This is a genomic window from Kitasatospora sp. NPDC053308, assembly GCF_055585785.1.
The window spans coordinates 104,801-126,309 of the sequence record NZ_JBVJJY010000014.1; the positions used below are offsets into that span (position 1 = coordinate 104,801).

Below are 21,509 nucleotides of genomic sequence, written 5' to 3' on the forward strand. Positions count from 1 at the left end.
TTAGTGCCCTCCCTAGGGTGAGTTCCGAACCGATCGAAACCTTCAGGGGAGCAGAAGATGTACGTCGTCACCGGAGCCACCGGACAGCTCGGCCGACTGGTCGTGGAGGGCCTGCTGGCAGCCGTGCCGGCGAGCGAGATCGCGGTCGTGGTCCGCTCCGCGGAGAAGGCGAAGGAGTGGGCCGAACGGGGCGTGCGGGTCCACGAGGCCGACTACGGCCGCCCGGAGTCGCTCGCCGGGGTCTTCGCGGCCGGCGACCGCGTGCTGCTCATCTCCGGGAACGAGTTCGGGCAGCGGGTGTCCCAGCACGGTGCGGTGATCGACGCGGCGAAGGCCGCCGGGGTCGCGCTGCTCGCGTACACCAGCATCCTGGGCACGGCGACCTTCCGGCTGGGCGACGAGCACAAGGCGACGGAGGAGCTGCTGCTCGCCTCCGGACTGCCGTACGCGCTGCTGCGCAACGGCTGGTACACCGAGAACTACCTCGGCGACCTGCCCGGCACGCTGGAGCGGGGCGTGGTGATCGGCAGCGCCGGGGACGGCCGGGTGGCGACCGCCCCGCGCCGGGACTACGCGGACGCCGCGGTCGCCGTCCTGACCGGTGAGGGCCACGAGAACCGGGTCTACGAGCTGAGCGGTGACGCCGCCTGGAGCCTGTCCGAGCTGGCCGCCGAACTCGCGGAGGCCTCGGGCAAGCCGGTCGCGCACCGGGAGCTCTCCCCGGCCGAGCACCGGGAGGCGCTGGTCGGCGCGGGCATGCCGGAGGGCTTCGCGGACGTGTTCGTCGACGTGGACGCCGGCATCGCGCGCGGCGAGCTGGCCGGCACCTCGGGCGACCTGGCCCGGCTGATCGGCCGCCCGACCGTCCCGCTCGCCGACACGGTCCGCGCCGCGCTGAGCGCCTGAAGCCGCGCTGGGCTCGCGAGGCGGCGTCGGGCGTCTGAAGCCCCGCTGGGGTCCCGAGGCGGCGTCGGGCTCCCGAGGCCCCGACGGGCGCCTGAAGCCGCGCTGAGCTCCGGGAACACCTCCGAAGTCCAGCATGCAAGCAATGTCATGACCAAAATCCGGAAACGGAGATGACAGCCCGCCCTCCCGCCCGCTACCGTCGCCTCGACCACACGCGCGCGGGAGGGCCCTCGGCCATGCCACAGACAGACCAGCAGGACAACGGCCGGGGACTCGGGTACGGCTTCGCGGCCTATGGCATCTGGGGGCTCTTCCCGCTGTTCTGGCCGCTGCTGGAACCGGGCGCCGCCGACGACATCCTGGCCAACCGGATGGTCTGGTCCCTGGTCGCGGTGGTCCTGCTGCTGGTCGCCCAGCGGCACTGGGGCTGGATACGCCCGCTGCTGCGCCAGCCCCGTCGGGTCGCCATGCTGGCCGCTGCGGCCGCCGTGATCTCGCTCAACTGGGGCGTCTACATCTGGGGCGTCAACGCCGGGCACGTGGTCGAGACCAGCCTCGGCTACTTCATCAACCCGCTGGTCACCATCGCCTTCGGCGTCCTGGTGCTCAAGGAGCGGCTGCGCGGCGCGCAGTGGACGGCGGTGGGCGTCGGCGCGCTCGCCGTCGCGGTACTGAGCGTCGCGTACGGGCGGCTGCCGTGGATCGCGCTGACCCTGGCGTTCTCCTTCGCGACCTACGGCCTGCTGAAGAAGAAGGTCGGGCTGAGCGGGCTGGAGAGCCTGGCGGCGGAGAGCGCCTTCATGTTCCCGTTCGCCCTCGCCTACCTGGTCTACCTGGAGGTCAGCGGGCGCGGCACCTTCGGGCACACGGTGGCCGGCTCGTACGGCTGGGGGCACTCCGGGCTGCTGATGCTCAGCGGGCTGATCACGGCCGTCCCGCTGCTGTTCTTCGGCGCGGCGGCCGTGCGGGTGCCGCTGACCGTCCTCGGGCTGCTGCAGTACCTGGCGCCGGTGTTCCAGTTCCTGATCGGCGTCGCCGTCTTCCACGAGTCGATGCCGCCCGCCCGCTGGGCCGGGTTCGGCCTGGTCTGGGCCGCGCTCGCGGTGCTCACCTGGGACGCGCTGCGCCAGGTGCGGGCCGACCGCGCGGCGAGGTCCGCAGCGGTGCCGCGGACCTCGCCGGTGGAGCCGGCCCCCGTCACGCGCTGATGTCGCGGCTGGTGAAGCGGGACCAGGCCGCCGAGCCGAACACGGCGACGTAGGCGGCCTGCAGACCGAGGTCCTTCAGCACGCCGTCCCAGTACATCGGCTCGCGCAGCAGGTCCGAGAAGCTGAGCCAGTAGTGGGTGAACAGGAACGGCCGGACCGCGTCCAACTGCGGGAAGGCGTCCAGGATCTGGACGGTGATCACCAGCCCGACGGTGGCGGCCATCGCCGCGATCCCGCTGCCGGTGAGCGTGGAGACGAACAGCCCGATCGCGACCAGCCCGGCCAGTGAGGCGGCGACCACCCCGGCCACCAGCACCGCGCGCAGCAGCGCGTCGGCGAAGCCGATGGTGTCCCCGGAGATCAGCGTGACCTCGCCGAGCGGGAAGAGCGCGGCGCCGGTGGCCAGCGCCGCCACCGCGACCGCCGCCGTGGCGGCCAGGCAGAACGCCAGCCCGGCGGTGAACTTGGCGGCCAGCAGCCTGGTCCGGCCGGCCGGGGCGACCAGCAGGTAGCGCAGCGTCCCGGTGGCCGCCTCGCCCGCCACCGAGTCCCCGGCGACCACGCCGACCGTCATCGGCAGGAACACCGGCAGGGCGAACGCCAGCGCGGTGAAGACCAGGAACAGCCCGTTCTGGGTGGTCTGCGCGATGAAGTTCGGACCACCGCCCTCGTGCGGACTGTCGGTGTTGAGCTTGACGATCACCCCGATCAGGACCGGCAGCACGGCCAGGATCCCCAGCAGCACCTGGGTGCGCAGCCGGCGGAAGGTCAGGTGCAGCTCGTTGCGGAACAGCGCCAGGAAACCCGACGCCGTCTGCGGCCGCCGGCCGCCGGCGGACGTGCCCCTGACCGCGCCCGCGACGGCCGCGCTCCCGCCCGCCGCCGGGCTCCCGTTCGCCGTCGGGTTCCCGCTCCCCGCCGTCGCCTCAGCCCGCGACATCGAAGCCCTCCCCGGTCAGCGCCACGAAGGCGTCCTCCAACGTGCCCCGCTCCAGCCCGAAACCGTGCACCCGCACCCCGGCCCCGACCAGCGCCGCGCACAGCCGGGCCAGCGCCTCGTCGCCGCGCTCGCCCGGCTCGCCGTCCAGCCGGCCCTCGCCGGGCACCAGCGCGGTGACCTGGTGGGCCGCCAGCACCTCGGCGGCCCGCGCCACGTCCGGGGTGCGGACCACCAGTCGGCCCTGCGCCCGGGCGGCCAGCTCGGCGACGGTGCCCTGCACCACCAGCCGGCCCCGGGACATCACGGCCGCATGGGTGCAGACCTGCTCGATCTCGTCCAGCAGGTGGGAGGAGAGGAACACCGTGGTGCCCTCCGCCGCGACCTCCCGGACCAGCGCCCGGATCTCCCGCATGCCCTGCGGGTCCAGCCCGTTGGTCGGCTCGTCCAGCACCAGCAGCTCGCGCGGCTGCAGCAGTGCGGAGGCGAGGCCCAGGCGCTGCTTCATGCCGAGCGAGTACGCGCGGGCCTTCTTGCCGGCCGCCGCGCCCAGGCCGACCCGCTCCAGCGCCGCGTCGACCCGCTGCCGCCGGGTGCGCGGGTCGGCGGTGGGGTCGGCGGCGTCGAAGCGGACCAGGTTGTCCCGCCCGGAGAGGAAGCCGTACAGCGCCGGGCCCTCGATCAGCGCGCCCACCCGGGGCAGCACGCCGGAGACGGACTGCGGCATCGACTCGCCGAGGACGGTGGCCACGCCGGCGGTGGGGGCGATCAGGCCCATCAGCATCCGGATGGTGGTGGTCTTGCCGGAGCCGTTGGGGCCCAGGAAGCCGAAGACGGAACCGCGCGGCACGGTCAGGTCCAGGCCGTCCACGGCGAGCTGGCCGCCCCGGAAGCGCTTGGTGAGGCCGCGGGTCCTGATCACGGCGTCGGAGCCGGAGCCGGAGCCGAAGCCGGCGTCGGCGTCGGAGCCGGAGTCGGGCCGGAGGGCGGATGCGGGGGCGGAGCCGGAGCCGGCAGGAGCCGGGGCGGCGGGGGGAGCGGGCGGAACGGGAACGGGGGCCGGGCGCGGTTCGGCGCCCGTGCCCCCGGCCGACTCCGTAACGTCCCCCGTTACGGGAGTCCTGGTCATCCGTCAGTTCACCCCGGCGGCGTGCTGCAGGGTCGGCAGGGTCACGGCGCCGGCGAACACCCGGCCGTCGTCGGTGAGCAGGACGTTGACCACCTTGGTGCCGATCAGGGTGCCGCCGTCGACCTGCTTGCCGAGCGACTTCATCAGCCCCTGCGGGTTCACCGAGCCGCGGCCGCCGTGCTTGCCGTCGCCCTTCGGCGCCTCGACGGGGCCTCCGGGCAGCCGCGTGGTGAACACGGCCGTCCAGCCCTCGCCGATCACGTTGGTGCCGGCGTGGTCCTCGGGCACGCCCTGGGCCTCGCCCTCGGCGGCGGCCTTGCCCTCCTTCGCCGCCTCGTCCGCCTTCTTCTCCGTCACCTTGGCGCCCTTGGGCGCCGTGAAGTCGAAGGTCTTGGCGGCCGGCTTGGCGAAGGAGACGTCGGTGAAGTGGACGTCCAGCACGGTGGTGCCGTCGGTGGACTTCACCGCGACCGCGAGCGGCACCCCGTTGTCGGCGGCCACCGCGATCCGGACCTCGGCGACCGTCGAGCCGCTCTGGGTGGGCTTCACGCTCAGCTGGTAGGCCTTCTGCCCGGCCACGGTGGCCGTGCCGGCCACGGTGACCGAGGTGGTGCCGGCGCTCGCGGTCAGGAACTGCCGGGCGGCCTCCTGCGGGGTGGTCGGCACACCGGTCAGCGGCGGGCCGGGGTGCCGCTCGGCGTCCTTGTGGGCGAGCTGCCCCGCGGCGCCGACGAGGTGCACCGCGCTGTTGGTCGAGCTGTCCCAGGCCCAGGACTGGTCACCGTTGCGGACCAGCGTGTAGCCGGCCATGTTCTCCATCAGGTCGACCCGCTGGTGCTCCGGGCCGTCCACCGCGATCCGCAGCGTCCGGTCGCCGCCGAGCAGGCCGAGCAGCTTGGCCTGCGGGTCGGCGGCGGAGGCCGCGTCGGAGCCGCTGCCGCCGTGCCCGGACGCCGCGCCGAGGCCGCCGGCCGCGCCCAGCAGCTGGGCGGGCAGGCCGAGGTCGGTGCTGACCGAGACCGTTCCGGACAGCGCCTGCGCCTGGGAGCCGAGCGCCTTGGCCACCACCTGCTCGGCGGTCAGCGCCGGCAGGTCGGGCGGGCCGTCGGCGGCCAGCGCGGGCACCAGCCCGACGCCCGCGGCGATCGCCGCGGCCACCGCCACCGGCACCCCGGCGCGCACCAGGACGCGTCGGCGAGAGCGGTGCGGCACACCGCCGTCCAGACCGTCCCCCGTCGCCGTCTCATTGGTCATGGCGTCATCAACTCCTCTGCGGACACGTGCGCTTGGCCTTGCTCCTCCATTAGAGGCCGTCACGCCGCCGTCGGCATCGCCCTTCAGGGCCAGATCGGATTGGCCTTCGTGGGTACCCCGACCCTGAGACGGTCTCAGGGTCGCTCATCCCGCAGTACCGTCCTGGCGTAGGGTCGCGCCATGGATGGAACCGCCACGGACGCCAGCACTCCGCCGACCGCGAACGCGATGCGCCGCGCCCTGCGCCGCGCCCGGGACGGTGTCGCCCTCGACGTGACCGAGGCCGCCGTGCTGCTCCAAGCCAGAGGCGAGGACCTGCGCGACCTCTGCGGGAGCGCCGCCCGGGTGCGCGACGCGGGCCTCGAAGCGGCCGGCCGTCCCGGTGTCATCACCTACTCCAAGAGCGTCTTCATCCCGCTCACCCGGCTCTGCCGCGACAAGTGCCACTACTGCACCTTCGCCACCGTCCCGGGCAAGCTGCGCCGGGCCGGGCAGGGGATGTTCATGTCCCCGGACGAGGTGCTGGAGGTGGCCCGGCGCGGGGCCGAACTCGGCTGCAAGGAAGCGCTGATCACGCTCGGCGACAAGCCCGAGGACCGCTGGCCCGAGGCCCGCGAGTGGCTGGACGCGCACGGCTACGACGACACCGTCGCGTACGTGCGGGCGATGTCGATCCGCATCCTGGAGGAGACGGGCCTGCTGCCCCACCTCAACCCCGGGGTGCTGAGCTGGACGGACTTCCAGCGGCTCAAGCCCGTCTCCGCCTCGATGGGCATGATGCTGGAGACCACCGCCACCCGGCTGTGGAGCGAGCCCGGCGGCCCGCACCACGGCTCCCCGGACAAGGAACCCGCCGTCCGCCTGCGGGTGTTGGAGGACGCCGGACGCAGCTCCGTCCCGTTCACCAGCGGGTTGCTGATCGGCATCGGCGAGACGTACCGGGAGCGCGCCGAGTCGCTGTTCGCACTGCGCAAGGTCTCCCGCGCCTACCACGGCGTCCAGGAGCTGATCCTGCAGAACTTCCGCGCCAAGCCGGACACGGTGATGCGCGGCATGCCGGACGCCGAACTCGACGAACTGGTCGCCACCGTGGCCGTCGCCCGGCACCTGCTCGGCCCTACCGCCTGCCTGCAGGCCCCGCCGAACCTGGTGGACGGCGAGTACGAGCGGCTGATCGCGGCCGGCATCGACGACTGGGGCGGGGTCTCCCCGCTCACCCCGGACCACGTCAACCCCGAGCGCCCCTGGCCCCAGATCGACCGCCTGGCCGAGCGCTCGGCCGCGGCCGGCTTCGAACTGCGCGAGCGCCTCGCCGTCTACCCCGAGTACGTGCTGCGCGGCGAGCCCTGGCTGGACCCGCGGGTGCTGCCGCACGTGCGCGCCCTCGCCGACCCGGCCACCGGCCTGGCGAACCCGGACGCGCCGGTCCGCGGCCTGCCCTGGCAGGAGCCCGAGGACCTGCCGGAGTCGTACGGGCGGACCGACCTGCACACCGCGATCGACACCGAGGGCCGCACCGGCGACCGCCGCGCCGACTTCGAGGACGTCTACGGCGACTGGGAGGTGCTGCGCGAGCAGGTGCTCGCCGAGGGCGCGCCCGAGCGCCTCGCCGGGGACCTCCGGGAGGCCCTGGCGGTGGCCGCCGACGACCCGACCAAGCTGACCGACGAGCAGGCGCTGGCCCTCTTCCACGCCGACGGCCCGGCCCTGGACGCGCTCTGCCGGATCGCCGACGACGTGCGCCGGGACGCGGTCGGCGACGAGGTCACCTACTGCGTCACCCGGAACATCAACTTCACCAACGTCTGCTACACCGGCTGCCGCTTCTGCGCCTTCGCCCAGCGCCGCACCGACGCGGACGCCTACACGCTGTCGCTGCAGCAGGTCGCCGACCGGGCCGCGCAGGCCTGGGAGGTCGGCGCCACCGAGGTCTGCATGCAGGGCGGCATCCACCCGGACCTGCCCGGCACCGCCTACTTCGACATCGCCCGGGCGGTGAAGGAGCGGGTGCCCGGCATCCACGTGCACGCCTTCTCGCCGATGGAGGTGGTCAACGGCGCGACCCGCACCGGGCTGTCGATCCGCGACTGGCTGCAGCGGGCCAAGGAGTCGGGCCTGGACACCATCCCGGGCACCGCCGCCGAGATCCTGGACGACGAGGTCCGGTGGGTGCTCACCAAGGGCAAGCTGCCGGCCGCGACCTGGGTCGAGGTGGTCACCACCGCGCACGAGCTGGGCATCCGCTCCTCCTCCACGATGATGTACGGGCACGTGGACACCCCGGCGCACTGGCTGGGCCACCTGCGGCTGCTCGCGGAGATCCAGCAGCGCACCGGCGGCTTCACCGAGTTCGTGACCCTGCCGTTCATCCACACCAACGCCCCGGTCTACCTGGCCGGCATCGCCCGCCCCGGCCCCACCGCCCGGGACAACCGCGCGGTGGTCGCGATGGCCCGGCTCCTGCTGCACCCGCACATCCCCAACATCCAGACCAGCTGGGTCAAGCTGGGCGCGGAGGGCGCGGCCGAGATGCTCCGCTCCGGCGCCAACGACCTGGGCGGCACGCTGATGGAGGAGACCATCTCGCGGATGGCCGGTTCGGCGTACGGGAGCTACAAGTCGGTGCGGGACCTCCGGGCGATCGCCGAGGCGGCGGGCCGTCCGCACCGCCAGCGCACCACCACCTACGGCGAGGTCCCGGCCGAGCGGCAGGCTGCCGCCCAGGCCTCGGACGGGCACCTCCCGCAACTGCTGCCGGTGCTGGACTGACCCTCCCGGGAGCGTCGCCGTCCCCCGGACCCCCGGGTGGCGGTACCGGCCCGGGACCCGGAACGCGAGCGGGTCCCGGTGCCGGAGCCGGGGAGGCCGGCCCGGGCGGCCGGCCGGGGCCGCGGGATGGCAGGGTGGCACGACGGGTGCCGTGCCGGTGTTCGAAGGATGCCGTCGATCGGTCCGCTTCTTCGAATACAGTGCCAGGGCGTGCGACCGGCCGAGCGTCGTGCGGCCCCCGTCCCGAGGAAAGGCGCCCCGTCGTGATGCCACTGTGGTCACGCGCCCAGCAGCAGGACTACCGCAGCCGGGTGCGGGGCTGCCTGCTCGGCGGGGCCATCGGCGACGCGCTCGGTGCCGGCGTCGAGTTCGAGGCGCTGGAGAAGATCCGGGCCCAGCACGGCCCGCAGGGCGTCACCGGCTACGTCCCCGCGTACGGGCGCACCGGCGCCGTCACCGACGACACCCAGCTGAGCCTGTTCACCGTCGACGGACTGATCCGCGCCCACATCCGACGCGACACCGGCAGCTGGCACCCGCCCACCGACCTGCACCTGGCCTACCTGCGCTGGGCCGCCACCCAGCGGGACTGGGGCCCGGACGAGCGCCGCCCCGACCTCGGCTGGCTGGGCCGCGAGGAGTGGCTCTACGCCCAGCGCGCCCCCGGCCAGGGCTGTCTGTCCGGGCTCAGCGGGCCCGACGCCGAGCGGCTCGGCACGCTGGAGCGGCCCAAGAACCCGCACTCCAAGGCCTGCGGCACGGTGGTGCGGGCAGCCCCCTTCGGGCTGCTCACCACCTGGGAGCCGGGCCTGGTGTTCCAGCTCGCCGTGGAGTGCTCGGTGCTCACCCACGGCCACCCGACCGGCTACCTCGCGGCGGGCGCGCTCGCGGTGATCGTCCAGTCGGTGGCCCGCGGCGGCACCCTGGAGGAGGGCGTCCACCTCGCGCTCGCCCTGCTCTCCGAGCGGCAGGCGCACGAGGAGACCACCGCCGCGCTGCGGGCCGCACTGGACGCCGTCCGGGCCGGCGAGCCCTCCGCGGAGCGGGTCGAGGCGCTGGGGGAGGGCTGGGTCGCCGAGGAGGCGCTGGCGATCGCGGTCTACTGCGCGCTGGTCGCCCACGACGTCCGCTCGGGCCTGCTGCTGGCCGTCAACCACTCCGGGGACAGCGACTCCACCGGGGCGATCTGCGGCAACCTGCTCGGAGTGCTGCACGGGGACACCGCGCTGCCGCCGGGCCTGGTCGCGGGCGTCGAGGGGCGCGCGGCGATCCTCGAACTCGCCGACGACTTCGTGCTGGAGCTGATGCACGGCACCGAACTGCACGACCAGCGGTCCCCGGAGGGCGCCACCTGGTCCGCCCGTTACCCGGTGACGGGCTGACGGCGGCCCGCCATACGGCAGTTGCCCGTAGCGCCGGCCGCCGCCGGTGGCGACGGACACCGCTACGGGCAACTGGTCCGAGTGCGGGAAGCCGGGGCGGGTCAGCCCGGGAGATCCCCGAAGGCGCCGCCCGCCGCCGCCGAGGCGAAGGCGTTCCAGGCCTCGGTGGTGAAGCGCAGTTGGGGGCCCAGGGGGTCCTTCGAGTCCCGGACGGCCACCTCCCCCGCGCCGGGGACGGCGACCTCCACGCAGGCGCCCTGGCCCCCGCTGTGACTGCTCTTGCGCCAACCGGTTCCGTACTCGGACGGGGTGATCATTCGTGGAATTCCTTCTCGATGTCGGCTATCAGCGACCGGCTCTCCGCGACACCGAGTGCGGCCGCTCTCAGGTAGTCGTACAGACCGGTATAGCGGCGCACATCAGCCTCCTTCTCCAGGTAGAGATCGCTCGTCACACCTTCGAAGTAGACAACCGTGGAATCGGCTGACTCCGGGAACTCCAGCAGGGAGAATGTCCCGGTCATGCCGGGATGCGCCCCGTGCGAGAACGGGATCACCTGGATGGTGATGTTCGGCCGGGTGCTGAGTTCCAGCATCCGCTGCAGCTGCTCGGCCATCACCGCCCTGCTGCCGACCTCGCGGCGCAGCACCGCCTCGTCTATGACGGTCCACAGGCTGCCCAGCTGGTTCTCGCCGTGGACCCGCTCCTGGCGCTTCATCCGGACCTGCACCCGGCGCTGCACGGCGATCGCGTCGGTGTCCGGCTGGGTGCCCTCGACCACGGCCTGGGCGTACTGCTCGGTCTGCAGCAGGCCGGGCACGAAGGAGGACTCGTACGCGCGGATCGAGGAGGCCTCGGCCTCCAGCCCGATGTAGACGCTGTACGGCGTCGGCATGTCGTTGAAGTCGTGCCACCAGCCGCGCTGGCGCGACTCCTTGGCCATCTCCATCAGGCTGGCGCGCATCTGCTCGTCGGTCACCTTGTACACGTCGCAGAGGTCGCGCACGTCCCGCTGGCTGATGCTGCGGCGACCGTTCTCCAGCCGACTGATCTTCGACTGGGAGACCATCAGCCGTCCGGCGACCTCCTCCGCCGTCATGCCGAGGCCCTCGCGGAGCTTGCGCAGCTCGGAGCCGAGGCGTCGGCGGCGGACGGTGGGATTGACGTTGGCGGACACTTCGACCTCCGGCCGGACCTCTCGTGATCGTTGGATCGGCAGTCCTCGGAACACTTCGGACATTGGGACCAACCCCCCTGACTTGGAGCAGCATGTCACCTTGGGCCAGGTCGGCGCCGGGGAATCCCAGCAGCGCGGTAGAACAGATCATCGGAAAAGCGCTTCCGCGAGACAGCGGAAGCCCCCAGGTGGTAATGCGGCTCGGCGACTCGTTCGGGCAGTGCGGTGGAGAGTCCCCGGACGGCGTCGCACGTGCCCCCGGCACGTGCGGGGGCGGGCGGCTGCGGCCTCCGGGGACGGCAAGAGGGGCGGTCGCCGGGCGACTTGCGTCGCGGGGCGACCGCCCCTCGGTGCTTCTGGTGGTGCTTCCGGTGGTGCTCGCGGTGCTGGTGGTGCTCATCGTGCTCGCGGTGCTGGTCGTGCTCGCGGTGCTCTTCGTGCGGGTGGTACCGGTGGTACCGGTCGCGCATCGGTGCGCTCAGCGCCTTCGAGGGGCGCGTGCGGTGCGGCGCGCGCTGTCGGGCGCGCGGTGGGGCGTCCTGCTCGACGTGCTGGGGGCGGCCCCGGAGCGCGGTTCAACGGGCGGTTCCGCGGCCGTGGTTCAGAGGCGGTGGTTCAGCGGACGCCCACCCGGGAGGCGGGGACCCGCCCGCCCGGACCCCGGCCCGCCGTACGGGAACCGGAGCGGCTGGGGGCCGCAGCGGTCCCGGGGCTCTGGGACGAACGGTTCTGCTGCGCCGGCAGGCCGTTCTGCACGTCCATCACGGCGTGCGCGACCATCCCGCCGAGCGGGTCGTACCGGATCAGGTCGCGCAGCCGCGACCGCGAGGACCGGCCCTCGTTGCCCGGGTACAGGTGCTTGCCCAGACCCACCGAGTGGGCGAGTGCGGCGAGCGCGGCGGTCCGCGGGTCCGGCGGCACGCCGGTGCGGATCGCGGTGTCCAGCCGTTGCTTGATCGCGGCGTTGGTGCAGTCGTCGGACGCCTGGTACCGGGTCGTCGGCAGCACTCCGCACACCTGGCCCGGCACGGCGGTCACCATGCCGCAGCGCTCCAGGTGCGCCAGATAGGTCTGCCGCAGCCCCAGCCGGGGCCCGCCGATCCAGTGCGCCGCGCGGACCGGACTGCCGCGTCGGCGCAGCAGTTCCAGTGCGTGGTCAAGGGTCGGGTCGCCGGTCGGCCGTGCGAGCACGACGGCGATCCGGTCTCCCTCCGGTACGATCCGTCCGGCCAGGGACAGCTCGACGAGCTGCGCCCCGGCGAGTCCGAGGTCGAGGGTCTGCGGCTGCGCCGTGGTACCCGTGGTCGGGTCCAAAGCGAGCAGCAAGAGTTCCTCGGGAACAGTTCTGCGGCTCTTGCCCATCCAAGCCTCCCCGCGTGGATGAGAGACAGGGTGACGCCTCTCACACGGGCTTGTCGAGTACGCCTCCGAATCGTGACCTTGCGGTGAAGGCGCGGAACCGGCGGCCGCAGGCCCGGCGTCTGACCGGTGAACAGGCCGCGGTACGGCTGTGCGATGGCAATAAGGGCCGGTCGGGCGGGGTGTGCGCGGTGGGATCGGCCGCCGGTGGCGGAGACTGTACAGGTACACGGGGCGGGGCGTCGGCTTCCCGAAATCGGGTTCGCCGGTGCCCCGCCGGGCGTTGAGGAGGCTGGGATACGTGGGCGAGTCCCCCGACAGGGTGCTGAGGGACGGCGAGCGGGAGCGGGACCGGGAGCGCGAACGGACCGGTGCGGCGGCGGCCGGCGGCGTCGGGTCCGCCGAGCCGGCCGAGTCCGCGGAGGCGGTCGAGTCAGCCGAGTCCGTCGAGTCAGCCGAGTCCGTCGGGTCGGCCGTGGGCGGGTCCGGCGCGACTGCTGCCGGGGCGTCAGCCGCGTCCGCCAGCGCGGCGGCCGACGGACCTTCGGCGGGGACCTCCGGCGAGGCGGCCTCGAAGGCGGCTTCGAGGACAACCCCGAAGGCGGCTCCGGCAGGGGCCTCGAAGGCGTCCGACGACGCTCCGGCGACGGGGGGCAAGGGCGGTTCGACCGTACAGCTCCGCGTCCGGGATGTGGACAGCAAGACGACGATGCTGCGGCTGCCGGTGGACGACAAGACCACCGCGCTGCGCCTGCCCGAAGAGCTGTTGAAGGGGGCCGGCAACGGCGGTTCCAGCGACGAGGGTGGGGAGAAGGAGCCGCTGACGGCAACCGACGCGGCCGAGAAGCCCGCCGGGCGTCCGGCCGCGGCCGACCCGCGTCTCGCCATGCGGACATCCGCTGCAGTCGCCAAGGGTGCGGCGGAGAAGGAGGAGAAGGAGGCGAAGGAGGAGCCGAAGAGGACGGCGGCCGAGCCCTCCGAGGCCGACTCCGAGGCCGACTCCGAGGCCGTCGTCGACGACGCGGACGACTCCGCCGACGAGGACCCCACCGCCGACTCCTCCGCGGGGACCTCCCTCCCCGCCGCTTCCGCTTCCCCTTCCGCCTCCGCCGCCCCCGACACGCTGACCGAGACCGGGCAGCCCGGTCAGAAGCCGGGCCGGGCCGAGAAGCTGGAGAAGCCCGAGCCGCTGCGCGTCCCCGCCGCCCCCGCGGCCCGCACCGTCCCCGACTCCGAGCCGGAGCCGCACCCGGAGCCCCGACCGGTCCCCGAACCCGAGCCGGCCCCCGGCCCGGAGCCGTTGCCGAAGCCTGCGCCCAAGCCCGCACCCGTGCCGCCGGCCCCGAAGCCGCTGCCCGAGCCGGACCCGCGCCCGGTGCCGCCGGCCCCGCCGCTGCCGAGGCCGGAGCCGCTGCCCGCGCCCGAGCCCGAGCCGCTGCCGTCGCCCGAGAACACCGCCGAGGCGATGGAGGTCCTGGCGACCCTCAACGCGCGCCCGGTCTCGCCGCTGCGCCGGGCCCTCAAGCGGATCACCATCTGGACCGTCTTCCTGGCCGTGGTGCTCGGCGCGGTCGTGGTGGCCCAGCTGCTGCGTCCGCTGCCGGACGCCACGGTGAAGATGACCGCCGCGGGCAGCTACAGCTTCGCCGGCGACCAGCTGGACCTCGCCTGGCCGGCCGCGGGCCAGTCCGCGGCCGAGGTGGTCGGCGTCGGCAGCCTCGGCAGCTCGGGTCAGGAGACCCCGGCCCCGATCGCCAGCGTCACCAAGGTGATGAACGCCTACCTGATCCTGCAGAAGTACCCGCTGAAGAAGGGGGAGAGCGGCCCCAAGATCACCGTCGACAAGCAGGCCGCGCAGGAGTCCGGAAACGTCGACGAGTCCAAGGTGACGCTCACCGAGGGCCAGGTCCTCACCGAGTACCAGGCGCTGGAGCTGCTGATGCTGCCGTCGGCCAACAACGTGGCCCGGCTGCTCGCCCGCTTCCACTCCGGCTCCGAGGCGGACTTCGTCAAGTTGATGAACGACACCGCGGCCAAGTTCGGGATGACCAACACCATCTACGCGGACCCGGCGGGCTACAACCGGGAGACCAAGTCCACCGCCAAGGACCAGCTGAAGCTGGCCGAGCAGGTCATGCAGGACGAGATCTTCCGGCAGATCGTCTCCACCCCGGAGACCAACTTCAACAACGTGAAGATCCCCAACACCAACAACCTGCTCAACGCGAAGACCGGAGTCATCGGCGTCAAGACCGGCTCCAGCAGCCCGGCCGGCGGCTGCCTGATGTGGGCCGCGTACAAGGAGGTCGGCGGCGTGAAGCGGCTGATCCTCGGCGTCACCCTGGGTCAGCCGGCCACGTCCCCGGCGCCGGGCGACGGCATCCTGCCCACGGTGCTGAAGGTCAGCGGCAAGCAGATCCAGGCCGCGCAGAACGGCGTGACCGGTCAGACCGTGGTGAAGAAGGGCGACGTGGTCGGCGCGGTCGACGACGGGCTGGGCGGCAAGGTCCAGGTCGTCGCGACCAAGGACCTGGTGGTGGCCGGCTTCCCGGGCGTCTCCGGCACGGTCACCCTGGACGCGGCGAAGATCGGCCACAGCGAGAAGGCCGGCAAGGAGGTCGGTGTCCTGCGGGTGGGCTCCGGTGACGGCAAGCAGGAGGTGCCGGTGGCCCTCCAGTCCGACCTCAACCCGCCGTCCATCCAGTCCCGGCTGCTGCGCGTGCTGTGAGCCGCTGAGCCGGTGAGCCGCTGAGCCGGCGCACCACCGCACCACCGCACGAACGCGGAAGGGGAGCCGGTCCGCACCGGCTCCCCTTCCGCGTTCCGTTCCCCGTTCCCGCCCCGTTCCTGCGGCTACGTGTCCGGGTCGAGCAGCGCGAGCGTGAACCCGCCGAGCGGCGTGACCTGGTCCGGGGTGCCGTACCGGGAGCGGAGCGCCTGCGCCTGGTCCGTCGGCACGGCGCCCAGCGGGTCCGGGGTGTCGCCGAGGACGAGCAGCCAGATCCGGGACGCCGTGCCCAGACAGGCCTCGGGCTGCGGGCACGGCGTGGGCGAGAGGTCCTCCGCGTCCTCGGCACTCCGGGCGACGAACACCGGGTACGGGCGGACGTCCGACGGCAGGTAGTAGCTGACCCCGGGCCACACCATCGCCCAGGACTGGTTGCCCAGGGGAGCCGCCATCCCGTCCCCGGCGCGGTAGCCCGCGGCGATCGTCCGGGCGGCCGCCTTGTACGGCTCCTCCGAGCGGCTGTGCGAGCCCACGTAGCGCACCGGGGGCTGCTCGGGCAGGGCCGCCACAGCCGGTACGGCCAGCAGCGCGCCCGCCAGCAGCCCGGCCGCCAGGACGGCCCGCCAGGGCGCGGTGCGGCGCCGCACGCGGGCCGCCAGTGCGCCGTACGCCGCCCCGACCCCGCCCCCGGCCAGCACCGCCCAGGCGGGCACCGTGAACAGCAGGTACCGGTCGACGAAGTACGAGGTCCCGCCCAGCCGGGACACCAGCCAGACGCTCACCACCGGCAGCTCGGCGAGCAGCAGCAGCTGCCAGGCCTGCAGCCGCCGGCCGGGCAGGGCCAGCGCGGGGAGCGCCAGCAGCACGAAGGAGTAGAAGACCAGGTCCGAGCCGAACAGCTGCTCGCCGAAGCGGGCCAGGCCGCGGAGGGAGGGCGTCATTATCCAGCCCAGCTGCCGGTCCGACTGGCGGCTGCCCAGCAGCATGATCGGCACCACCGGCACCGCCGCGACCGCGACCGCCAGCGGGTACTGCCACAGCAGCCGCCGGTCCGCCGCCTCCCGGGTGCGCCACAGGTGCAGCGCCACCACGGCGACCTGTCCGGCCACCGTGCTGAACGAGATCAGGTGCCCCGCGCCCGCCAGCGCCATGGCCGCGCAGTACGGCGCCCAGCGCCGCCAGGTCGGCCGCTCCAGTGCCCGCAGCAGGAAGAACGTGGCGGCCGCGATCGCGAGGGTCACCAGCGCGTACGAGCGTGCCTCCTGGGCGTAGCGGGAGACCAGCGGCGGCACCGCGAACAGCAGCCCCGCGCCGATCGCCGCCGCCCGGCCGCCGAACAGCCGCCGGGCGGTGAGCGCCACGAAGGCGGCCGCGCCCGCCATGGCCAGGACGGACGGTGCCCGCAGCGCCACCGCCGAGTCACCGAAGACCGCGGTCCAGCCGTGCATCAGCAGGTAGTACGCGCCGTTGCTGGCGTCGATGTGCTGGAGCAGCCGCAGCAGGTCGCCCAGCGAGCGGGTGGCCACCGTCGAGGTCGCGATCTCGTCCCGCCAGAGATCCGGCGTCCCCAACCGGTACCCGCCCACCGCCAGCATCACCAGCGCGGGCCACAACCAGACCTGCTCCGACAGCCGGACGACCGGGCGCACAGCAGGTCTCATCTGGTCCTTCGTCTCCTTCGCGGGGTGCGCCCGGGCGGATCGGGCTCCTCCCGGCAGGCTACTTGACCGCTCCTGACACCCCGTCGGCCACCCGTGCCCCCGGCCTGCGACGCCGCCTCCCACCCCTGATCCGGTACGCTGTGAGCGGCCTCGCCACACCCGGGGCCGCGCCTCAGTAGCTCAGGGGATAGAGCACGGCTCTCCTAAAGCCGGTGTCGCAGGTTCGATTCCTGTCTGGGGCACGACGAACACGCAGGTCGCAGGCCTCCGCCCACTCCGGGCGGGGGCCTGCCGCTTTTCCGGCCCAGGCGCCCCCCCCGGGCCGCCTGCGGCGCGGCCCGGACGCCTCCCCTCCGGCCCGCGTCCGGGCCGGGCCCGCCACGGGTCAGGTGAGCCGGACGAGGGTGCGGGGCTCGGCGGGGCGGGTGGTGGCGAGGGCGAGGTCGGCGAGCAGGGCCTCGTTCTCGCGGGTGGTGCGCAGGACGGCGGGGTCGAGGTCGACCAGCAGGACCTCGCGCCGGTCCTCGCTCGCCTCGGCGAGCAGGCGGCCGTCCGGGCCCCAGACCGCGCTGCCGCCACAGGTGTCCCAGGAGCCGGTACGGCCGATGTGGTTGGACAGCACCGTGTAGACGGTGTTGTCGAGCGCCCGGGCGGGGAACCAGGTGCGGGACTCGTGGTGGCCGTGGCCCTTGCTGAACAGCGCGCCGACCAGGTAGGCGTGGCAGCCGTCGAGGGCGGCGGCGCGGGCGTGCTCGGGGAAGCCGGAGTCGTAGCAGATGCCGAGGCCGAGCCGCCAGCCGTCCAGCTCCAGGGTGCAGCCGGCCGTCCCGGGCCGGTAGAGCTCGCGTTCGGACTTGAACAGGTACTGCTTGTCGTAGCGGGTGGCGAGGCCGCCGTCCGGGCCGAGGACGAGGGCGGAGATCCGCAGGTCGGCACCGTCCCGCACGGCGGCGCCGACGACGGCCACGGTCCCCGTCGCGCGGCAGGCCTCGGCGATCGGCGCGAGGCGCGGGTCGCCGGGCTGGACGGCGTACTCGCGGGGATCGCTGCGGATCAGCTCGGGCTCGTACCCGGAGAGGAACTTCTCGGTGAAGAGCACCAGCCGGGCTCCGGCGTCGGCGGCCTCGCGGATCAGCTCGGCGGCCTGGGCGGCGTTGGCGGATATGTCGCCCGCCACGGCCCGGGTCTGGACGGTGGCGATCCGCAGCGGCTGCCCGGGGTGTTCGGCAGGGGCGGTGGCGGAGGTGGGAGCAGCGGTGGTGGACATGGCCGTCACGCTAGCGGACGGCCTCGCTCCGCTGACGCGGCCTCAGTGGACGGGCCCCCGGTGCACGGCCTCGGCGGACCGCCTCGGTGGACGGTCTTCGCGCCGTCTCAGCGCACGGTCTCGTCGGGCCGGTCGGCGGCGCCCTCCGGCACGCCGCCGTCCGGATCCCCGTGCCGGGCCGCCGCGTCGCCGTCCAGCAGCGAGTCGTCCAGCAGTGGGCCGTCCAGCAGTGGGTCGTCCAAGGGCGAATCGTCCGCGGGTGAGTCGCCCAGCGGATCGGCGGCGCGGGGCGGCCGGCCGGGGGCCACGATGACCCGCTGGACCCGGGGCCGGGTGCGCCAGTTGACCCGCCGTACGTCGCGGGCCAGTGCGCCCGGGCGCCAGAGCTCGATCACGGCCGTGACGGTGCCCAGCACGATCCCGGCGGCCAGCCACCCGCCCAGGACGTCGCTGGGCCAGTGCACGCCGAGCGCGATCCTGGTCCAGCCGATGGTCAGCACCGTCGCCGCCGCCACCGCGCAGGCGGCGGTCCGGCCGCGGCGGTGGACCCGGTACCAGACCAGGCCGACCAGGACGGCGCAGGTGATCGCGGAGGCCATGGCGTGGCCGGACGGGAAGGCCGGGCCGCCGGCGTGCGAGACCGGGTCGGTGAAGGCGGGGCGGCCGCGGTCGAACGCCGCTTTCAGGGCCCACAGGGCGCCCCAGCCGACCAGGGTCTGCGCGGCCACCCAGCCGGCCAGCACCCGTGCGCCGATCAGCCAGAGCCAGACGGCCGCGAGCCCGAGGAGCGTACGCATGGTGATCGTGCTGCCGATGTCCGAGAGGGTCTGCACCGCTGCGGTCCAGATCCGGTGCTCCCGGGCGTAGGTGTGCAGTTCGCCGATCCACTCCTGGTCGAAGCGCTCCAGCGGGTGCCAGTGGCTCGTCACCAGAGCCGCCAGGAGGCCGAACAGCGCGGCACAGCCCACCGCGAGCGCGGCGTCCCGAAGGAGTCTGCGACTACGCGCAGTGACGGAGTTCGTGCTGTTGGTCAGGTGCATGGCTGACACCTTCCCAGTGTCCCGCGCCGATGAGGACCCCGGGTGATAGCGATTCGGCATCGTTTGTGCGGAGGTCCTGCGTGCGCGGGGGCGTGGGCGCGGGCGGACAGCGGGGGTGCGTGGGAACGCGTGCGGCCGGGCGCGGGTTCAACCGGTAGGCGACGTGCGCGTGAGGGCCGGGTGAAGAAATCGCTCCGGGGGCGGTCGGCCGAGGGCACGGGACGTGCCCGGGTGGTCACCGAGCGTCCAAAGTCGAGTGAAAAACGGCAGGATACTGCATCGCGCGGAAGAATCAGAGTGACTTGGGAATGTTGTCCGGAATCTGTTCGTTGGATCGTTACGTGTGAGCCCCCCGGGCCCGCACTCCTTGCCCTCGGGGGCAGGCAGGCAGACCTCGGCAACACCAGCAAAGGGAGCAAGCATGGCCACCCGTGCCGTCGTTCGCGACAGGGCCGACCGGACTCGCGCGGCCCGCCCGACCAACCTCGAGGCCGACCGTGACCTGGTCGGCATGTACCTCGACGAGATCGCCAGGACGCCCCTGCTCGATGCCGCCGAGGAGGTCGAGCTCTCGCTGCGGATCGAGGCCGGGGTGTACGCCCAGCACCTGCTGGACGAGGACGAACTCCCCGCCGGTGTCACGCGTGAGGAGCTGGAGGCGATAGCCGCCGACGCCGAGCGTGCCAAGGACGTCTTCATCCGCTCCAACCTCCGGCTCGTGGTGGCTGTCGCCCGCCGGTACCCGCGCAGCGGCCTCCCGCTGCTGGACCTGATCCAGGAGGGCAACGCGGGCCTGGTGCGCGCCGTCGAGAAGTTCGACTACGCCAAGGGCTTCAAGTTCTCCACCTACGCGACGTGGTGGATCCGGCAGGCGATCACCCGCTCCATCGCCGACCAGTCCCGGACGATCCGGCTGCCCGTGCACCTGGTGGAGGAGCTGGGGCGGATCCGGCGGGTGCAGCGCGAGAAGTCCAAGGAGCTGGGCCGCGAGGCCGAACCGGCCGAGATCGCGGCCGAGTTGGACACCACCGAGGCCCGGATCAAGGACGTGCTGGACTGGGCGCGCGACCCGGTCAGCCTCAACATGTCGGTGGACGACGAGGGCGAGACCCAGTTCGGCGACCTGGTGGAGGACACCGGGGCGACGTCCCCCGAGGACGCCGTGATGGTCATGCTCCGCCGTGAGGAACTGGACGACCTGATCGGACGGTTGGACGACCGCACGGCCTCGATCATCCGCTCCCGCTACGGGATGGAGGACGGCCGCGAGCGCACTCTCACCGAGGTGGGCAAGCAGCACGGGCTCACCCGCGAGCGGATCCGCCAGATCGAGAAGCACGCGCTGGCCGAACTGAAGAAGATCGCCGACCACGCGGGCTTCGAAGCCGCCTGACCGGCAGGCCTGCCGAGTTCCACCCGGGCCCTGGTGCGGAGCGCTCCGCACCAGGGCCCGAGGCGTGCCCGGCAGGCTCTTAGGCTGGAACGAGCAGGACGGGACGGACGTGGACGGACGGGACGGACGGACATGACGAACGACGGAGTGGACAGGGTGAGCGAGCAGGAGCAGGAGCAGGGCCAGGGCCAGGACCAGCGGGAGCAGGGCCGGGCCCCGCAGCAGACGCCCGCGGCCAAGGCCCGGCTGGTCTTCCGGGACCCGCTGGACCAGCAGTCCCGGGACGACACCGACGCCGGCTGGAACGAGCGCTCCGGGGCGGGGGAGAGCGGTGGGCGGGGGCTGGACTGGTACCTGAGCCAGCGCCCGCCGCACCACGGCGGCTGAGGGAAGGACGGGGCCGGTCGGCGGGTCAGCGCAGCGGCGCGACGAGCGCGTCGCGGATCTCGGTCAGTAGTTGGACCTCCTTGGCCTCGGCCTCCGCCGCCTGCTCGGCGAGGGTCTTGCGGCGCGCGGCCAGCCGGTTCATGGGCACGATCAGAACGAAGTAGACGACGGCGGCGGTGATCAGGAACTGCAGGACGGCACTGAGCACCGATCCCCAGAGGATGAGGATCCCGGACGTGACCTCACCGTTCGGGCCGACCTCGCAGGGGCCCTTGAGGCAGGAACTGTAGGAACCCAGGTCCTTCGTTCCGAAGACGCCGACAATCGGATTGATCACGCCTTTGACGAAGGCGTTGATGATGTTGGTGAATGCCGCGCCGATGACGACGGCGACGGCGAGTTCGATGACATTTCCGCGCAGCAGGAATTCCTTGAAGCCCTTCATGCCGCCTCGAACGACGAAGTCGTCACCGGGTTACGGGTGATCTTCCGCAGCTCCGGATTGACAACCCGTCCGGCCCAGTGCGCCCCCGCCCGGCGGCTGGCCGAGCCGCGCGGGCCCGAGCGCGAGCGCGCCGGCCACCGCCAGCAGCACCAACGCGGGCACCCCGGCCCGCCTGCGCACCGCGCTGCGCCATCGGTGCCAACCGCCGCACCCGCGCCGGATCGGCGGGAAGCTCGGCACCTCCTGCCGGGGCGGCACGGTGGGTGCGGGCAGGGGGACGGAGAAGCTCGCGGTCGTCATCGACGCACCTCCGGAAGGTCGGGTGGCCGGCCCGGGCGGACCGGCTGACGACCCCCACGATGCGCACCCCGGCCGACGGCGGAAAGCCCCTTTCCGCAGCCTGTGGAAAAACCCGCCCCTGTGGACGACTTCGTACGCTCACACAGGTGACTCCGGTTCGCCGAGCT

Annotated in this window: 17 protein-coding genes and 1 tRNA gene; 8 read left to right on the plus strand and 10 right to left on the minus strand. The window is 73.4% G+C overall.

Annotation, left to right across the window (positions count from 1 at the left end; all coding sequences use genetic code 11):
- Nucleotides 1-57: 57 nt before the first annotated feature.
- Nucleotides 58-906 carry an SDR family oxidoreductase gene (locus ACZ6Y7_RS27040; protein WP_465760530.1) on the plus strand — a complete coding sequence of 283 codons (849 nt, stop codon included), beginning with the start codon at nucleotides 58-60 and terminating at the stop codon, nucleotides 904-906.
- 236 nt (nucleotides 907-1,142) lie between these two features.
- Nucleotides 1,143-2,114: an EamA family transporter RarD gene (gene rarD / locus ACZ6Y7_RS27045; protein ID WP_465760531.1), complete on the plus strand. Its 972-nt coding sequence runs from the start codon at nucleotides 1,143-1,145 to the stop codon at nucleotides 2,112-2,114.
- On the opposite strand, the gene ACZ6Y7_RS27050 is transcribed toward rarD, so the two are convergent.
- From ACZ6Y7_RS27050 to ACZ6Y7_RS27060, 3 genes are read right to left on the minus strand one after another with little or no spacing between them, the layout of a single operon-like run.
- Complete coding sequence (locus ACZ6Y7_RS27050) at nucleotides 2,104-3,054, minus strand: ABC transporter permease (RefSeq protein ID WP_465760532.1); 951 nt, start codon at nucleotides 3,052-3,054, stop codon at nucleotides 2,104-2,106. The two genes, rarD and ACZ6Y7_RS27050, sit on opposite strands and share 11 nt — an antisense overlap.
- Nucleotides 3,041-4,180, minus strand: coding sequence for an ABC transporter ATP-binding protein (locus ACZ6Y7_RS27055; RefSeq protein ID WP_465760533.1), 1,140 nt, complete (start codon nucleotides 4,178-4,180; stop codon nucleotides 3,041-3,043). The genes ACZ6Y7_RS27050 and ACZ6Y7_RS27055 overlap by 14 nt, the downstream gene beginning before the upstream one ends.
- A 3-nt stretch (nucleotides 4,181-4,183) precedes the next feature.
- Nucleotides 4,184-5,434, minus strand: coding sequence for a LolA family protein (locus ACZ6Y7_RS27060; RefSeq protein ID WP_465760534.1), 1,251 nt, complete (start codon nucleotides 5,432-5,434; stop codon nucleotides 4,184-4,186).
- 180 nt (nucleotides 5,435-5,614) lie between these two features.
- Here ACZ6Y7_RS27060 and ACZ6Y7_RS27065 point away from each other — a divergent pair, with 180 nt between their 5' ends.
- Both ACZ6Y7_RS27065 and ACZ6Y7_RS27070 read left to right on the plus strand, forming a co-directional pair.
- The gene (locus ACZ6Y7_RS27065; protein WP_465760535.1) at nucleotides 5,615-8,203 is read left to right on the plus strand and encodes a bifunctional FO biosynthesis protein CofGH; all 2,589 of its coding nucleotides are present in this window, start codon (nucleotides 5,615-5,617) and stop codon (nucleotides 8,201-8,203) included.
- A gap of 266 nt (nucleotides 8,204-8,469) precedes the next feature.
- Complete coding sequence (locus tag ACZ6Y7_RS27070) at nucleotides 8,470-9,585, plus strand: ADP-ribosylglycohydrolase family protein (protein WP_465760536.1); 1,116 nt, start codon at nucleotides 8,470-8,472, stop codon at nucleotides 9,583-9,585.
- 101 nt (nucleotides 9,586-9,686) lie between these two features.
- Here ACZ6Y7_RS27070 and ACZ6Y7_RS27075 read toward each other — a convergent pair whose 3' ends face one another.
- From ACZ6Y7_RS27075 to ACZ6Y7_RS27085, 3 genes are all read right to left on the minus strand, one after another.
- Nucleotides 9,687-9,902 carry a DUF397 domain-containing protein gene (locus ACZ6Y7_RS27075; RefSeq protein ID WP_402222781.1) on the minus strand — a complete coding sequence of 72 codons (216 nt, stop codon included), beginning with the start codon at nucleotides 9,900-9,902 and terminating at the stop codon, nucleotides 9,687-9,689.
- A complete protein-coding gene (locus tag ACZ6Y7_RS27080; protein ID WP_465760537.1) occupies nucleotides 9,899-10,762 on the minus strand; it encodes a helix-turn-helix domain-containing protein in 864 nt (287 codons plus the stop codon). Before ACZ6Y7_RS27080 ends, ACZ6Y7_RS27075 begins: the two co-directional genes overlap by 4 nt.
- 615 nt (nucleotides 10,763-11,377) lie before the next feature.
- Complete coding sequence (locus ACZ6Y7_RS27085; RefSeq protein WP_465760538.1) at nucleotides 11,378-12,124, minus strand: GOLPH3/VPS74 family protein; 747 nt, start codon at nucleotides 12,122-12,124, stop codon at nucleotides 11,378-11,380.
- A gap of 688 nt (nucleotides 12,125-12,812) precedes the next feature.
- On the opposite strand from ACZ6Y7_RS27085, the gene ACZ6Y7_RS27090 reads away from it, so the two are divergent.
- Nucleotides 12,813-14,849, plus strand: a complete 2,037-nt coding sequence (locus ACZ6Y7_RS27090; RefSeq protein ID WP_465760539.1) for a serine hydrolase — start codon at nucleotides 12,813-12,815, stop codon at nucleotides 14,847-14,849.
- A gap of 125 nt (nucleotides 14,850-14,974) precedes the next feature.
- Here the strand turns inward: ACZ6Y7_RS27090 and ACZ6Y7_RS27095 are convergent, their stop codons facing one another.
- On the minus strand, nucleotides 14,975-16,510 hold the full coding sequence (locus tag ACZ6Y7_RS27095; RefSeq protein ID WP_465760540.1) for a glycosyltransferase family 39 protein: 1,536 nt from the start codon (nucleotides 16,508-16,510) through the stop codon (nucleotides 14,975-14,977).
- A gap of 169 nt (nucleotides 16,511-16,679) precedes the next feature.
- Between ACZ6Y7_RS27095 and ACZ6Y7_RS27100 the strand changes: the two genes are divergently transcribed.
- Nucleotides 16,680-16,752: transfer RNA gene (locus ACZ6Y7_RS27100), tRNA-Arg, on the plus strand.
- A gap of 143 nt (nucleotides 16,753-16,895) precedes the next feature.
- Here the strand turns inward: ACZ6Y7_RS27100 and ACZ6Y7_RS27105 are convergent.
- Together ACZ6Y7_RS27105 and ACZ6Y7_RS27110 are read right to left on the minus strand one after the other, a co-directional pair.
- Nucleotides 16,896-17,777, minus strand: a complete 882-nt coding sequence (locus tag ACZ6Y7_RS27105) for a carbon-nitrogen hydrolase family protein (protein WP_465760541.1) — start codon at nucleotides 17,775-17,777, stop codon at nucleotides 16,896-16,898.
- Between the two features lie 107 nt (nucleotides 17,778-17,884).
- Nucleotides 17,885-18,817, minus strand: a complete 933-nt coding sequence (locus ACZ6Y7_RS27110; protein WP_465760542.1) for a phosphatase PAP2 family protein — start codon at nucleotides 18,815-18,817, stop codon at nucleotides 17,885-17,887.
- Between the two features lie 421 nt (nucleotides 18,818-19,238).
- Between ACZ6Y7_RS27110 and ACZ6Y7_RS27115 the strand changes: the two genes are divergently transcribed.
- Nucleotides 19,239-20,210, plus strand: a complete 972-nt coding sequence (locus ACZ6Y7_RS27115) for a sigma-70 family RNA polymerase sigma factor (RefSeq protein ID WP_465760543.1) — start codon at nucleotides 19,239-19,241, stop codon at nucleotides 20,208-20,210.
- 132 nt (nucleotides 20,211-20,342) lie between these two features.
- Nucleotides 20,343-20,597 (plus strand): hypothetical protein, encoded by a 255-nt coding sequence (locus tag ACZ6Y7_RS27120; protein WP_465760544.1) that lies wholly within the window; start codon nucleotides 20,343-20,345, stop codon nucleotides 20,595-20,597.
- Nucleotides 20,598-20,622: 25 nt separating this feature from the next.
- On the opposite strand, the gene mscL is transcribed toward ACZ6Y7_RS27120, so the two are convergent.
- Nucleotides 20,623-21,042, minus strand: coding sequence for a large conductance mechanosensitive channel protein MscL (gene mscL, locus ACZ6Y7_RS27125; RefSeq protein WP_465760545.1), 420 nt, complete (start codon nucleotides 21,040-21,042; stop codon nucleotides 20,623-20,625).
- Nucleotides 21,043-21,509 lie beyond the last annotated feature (467 nt).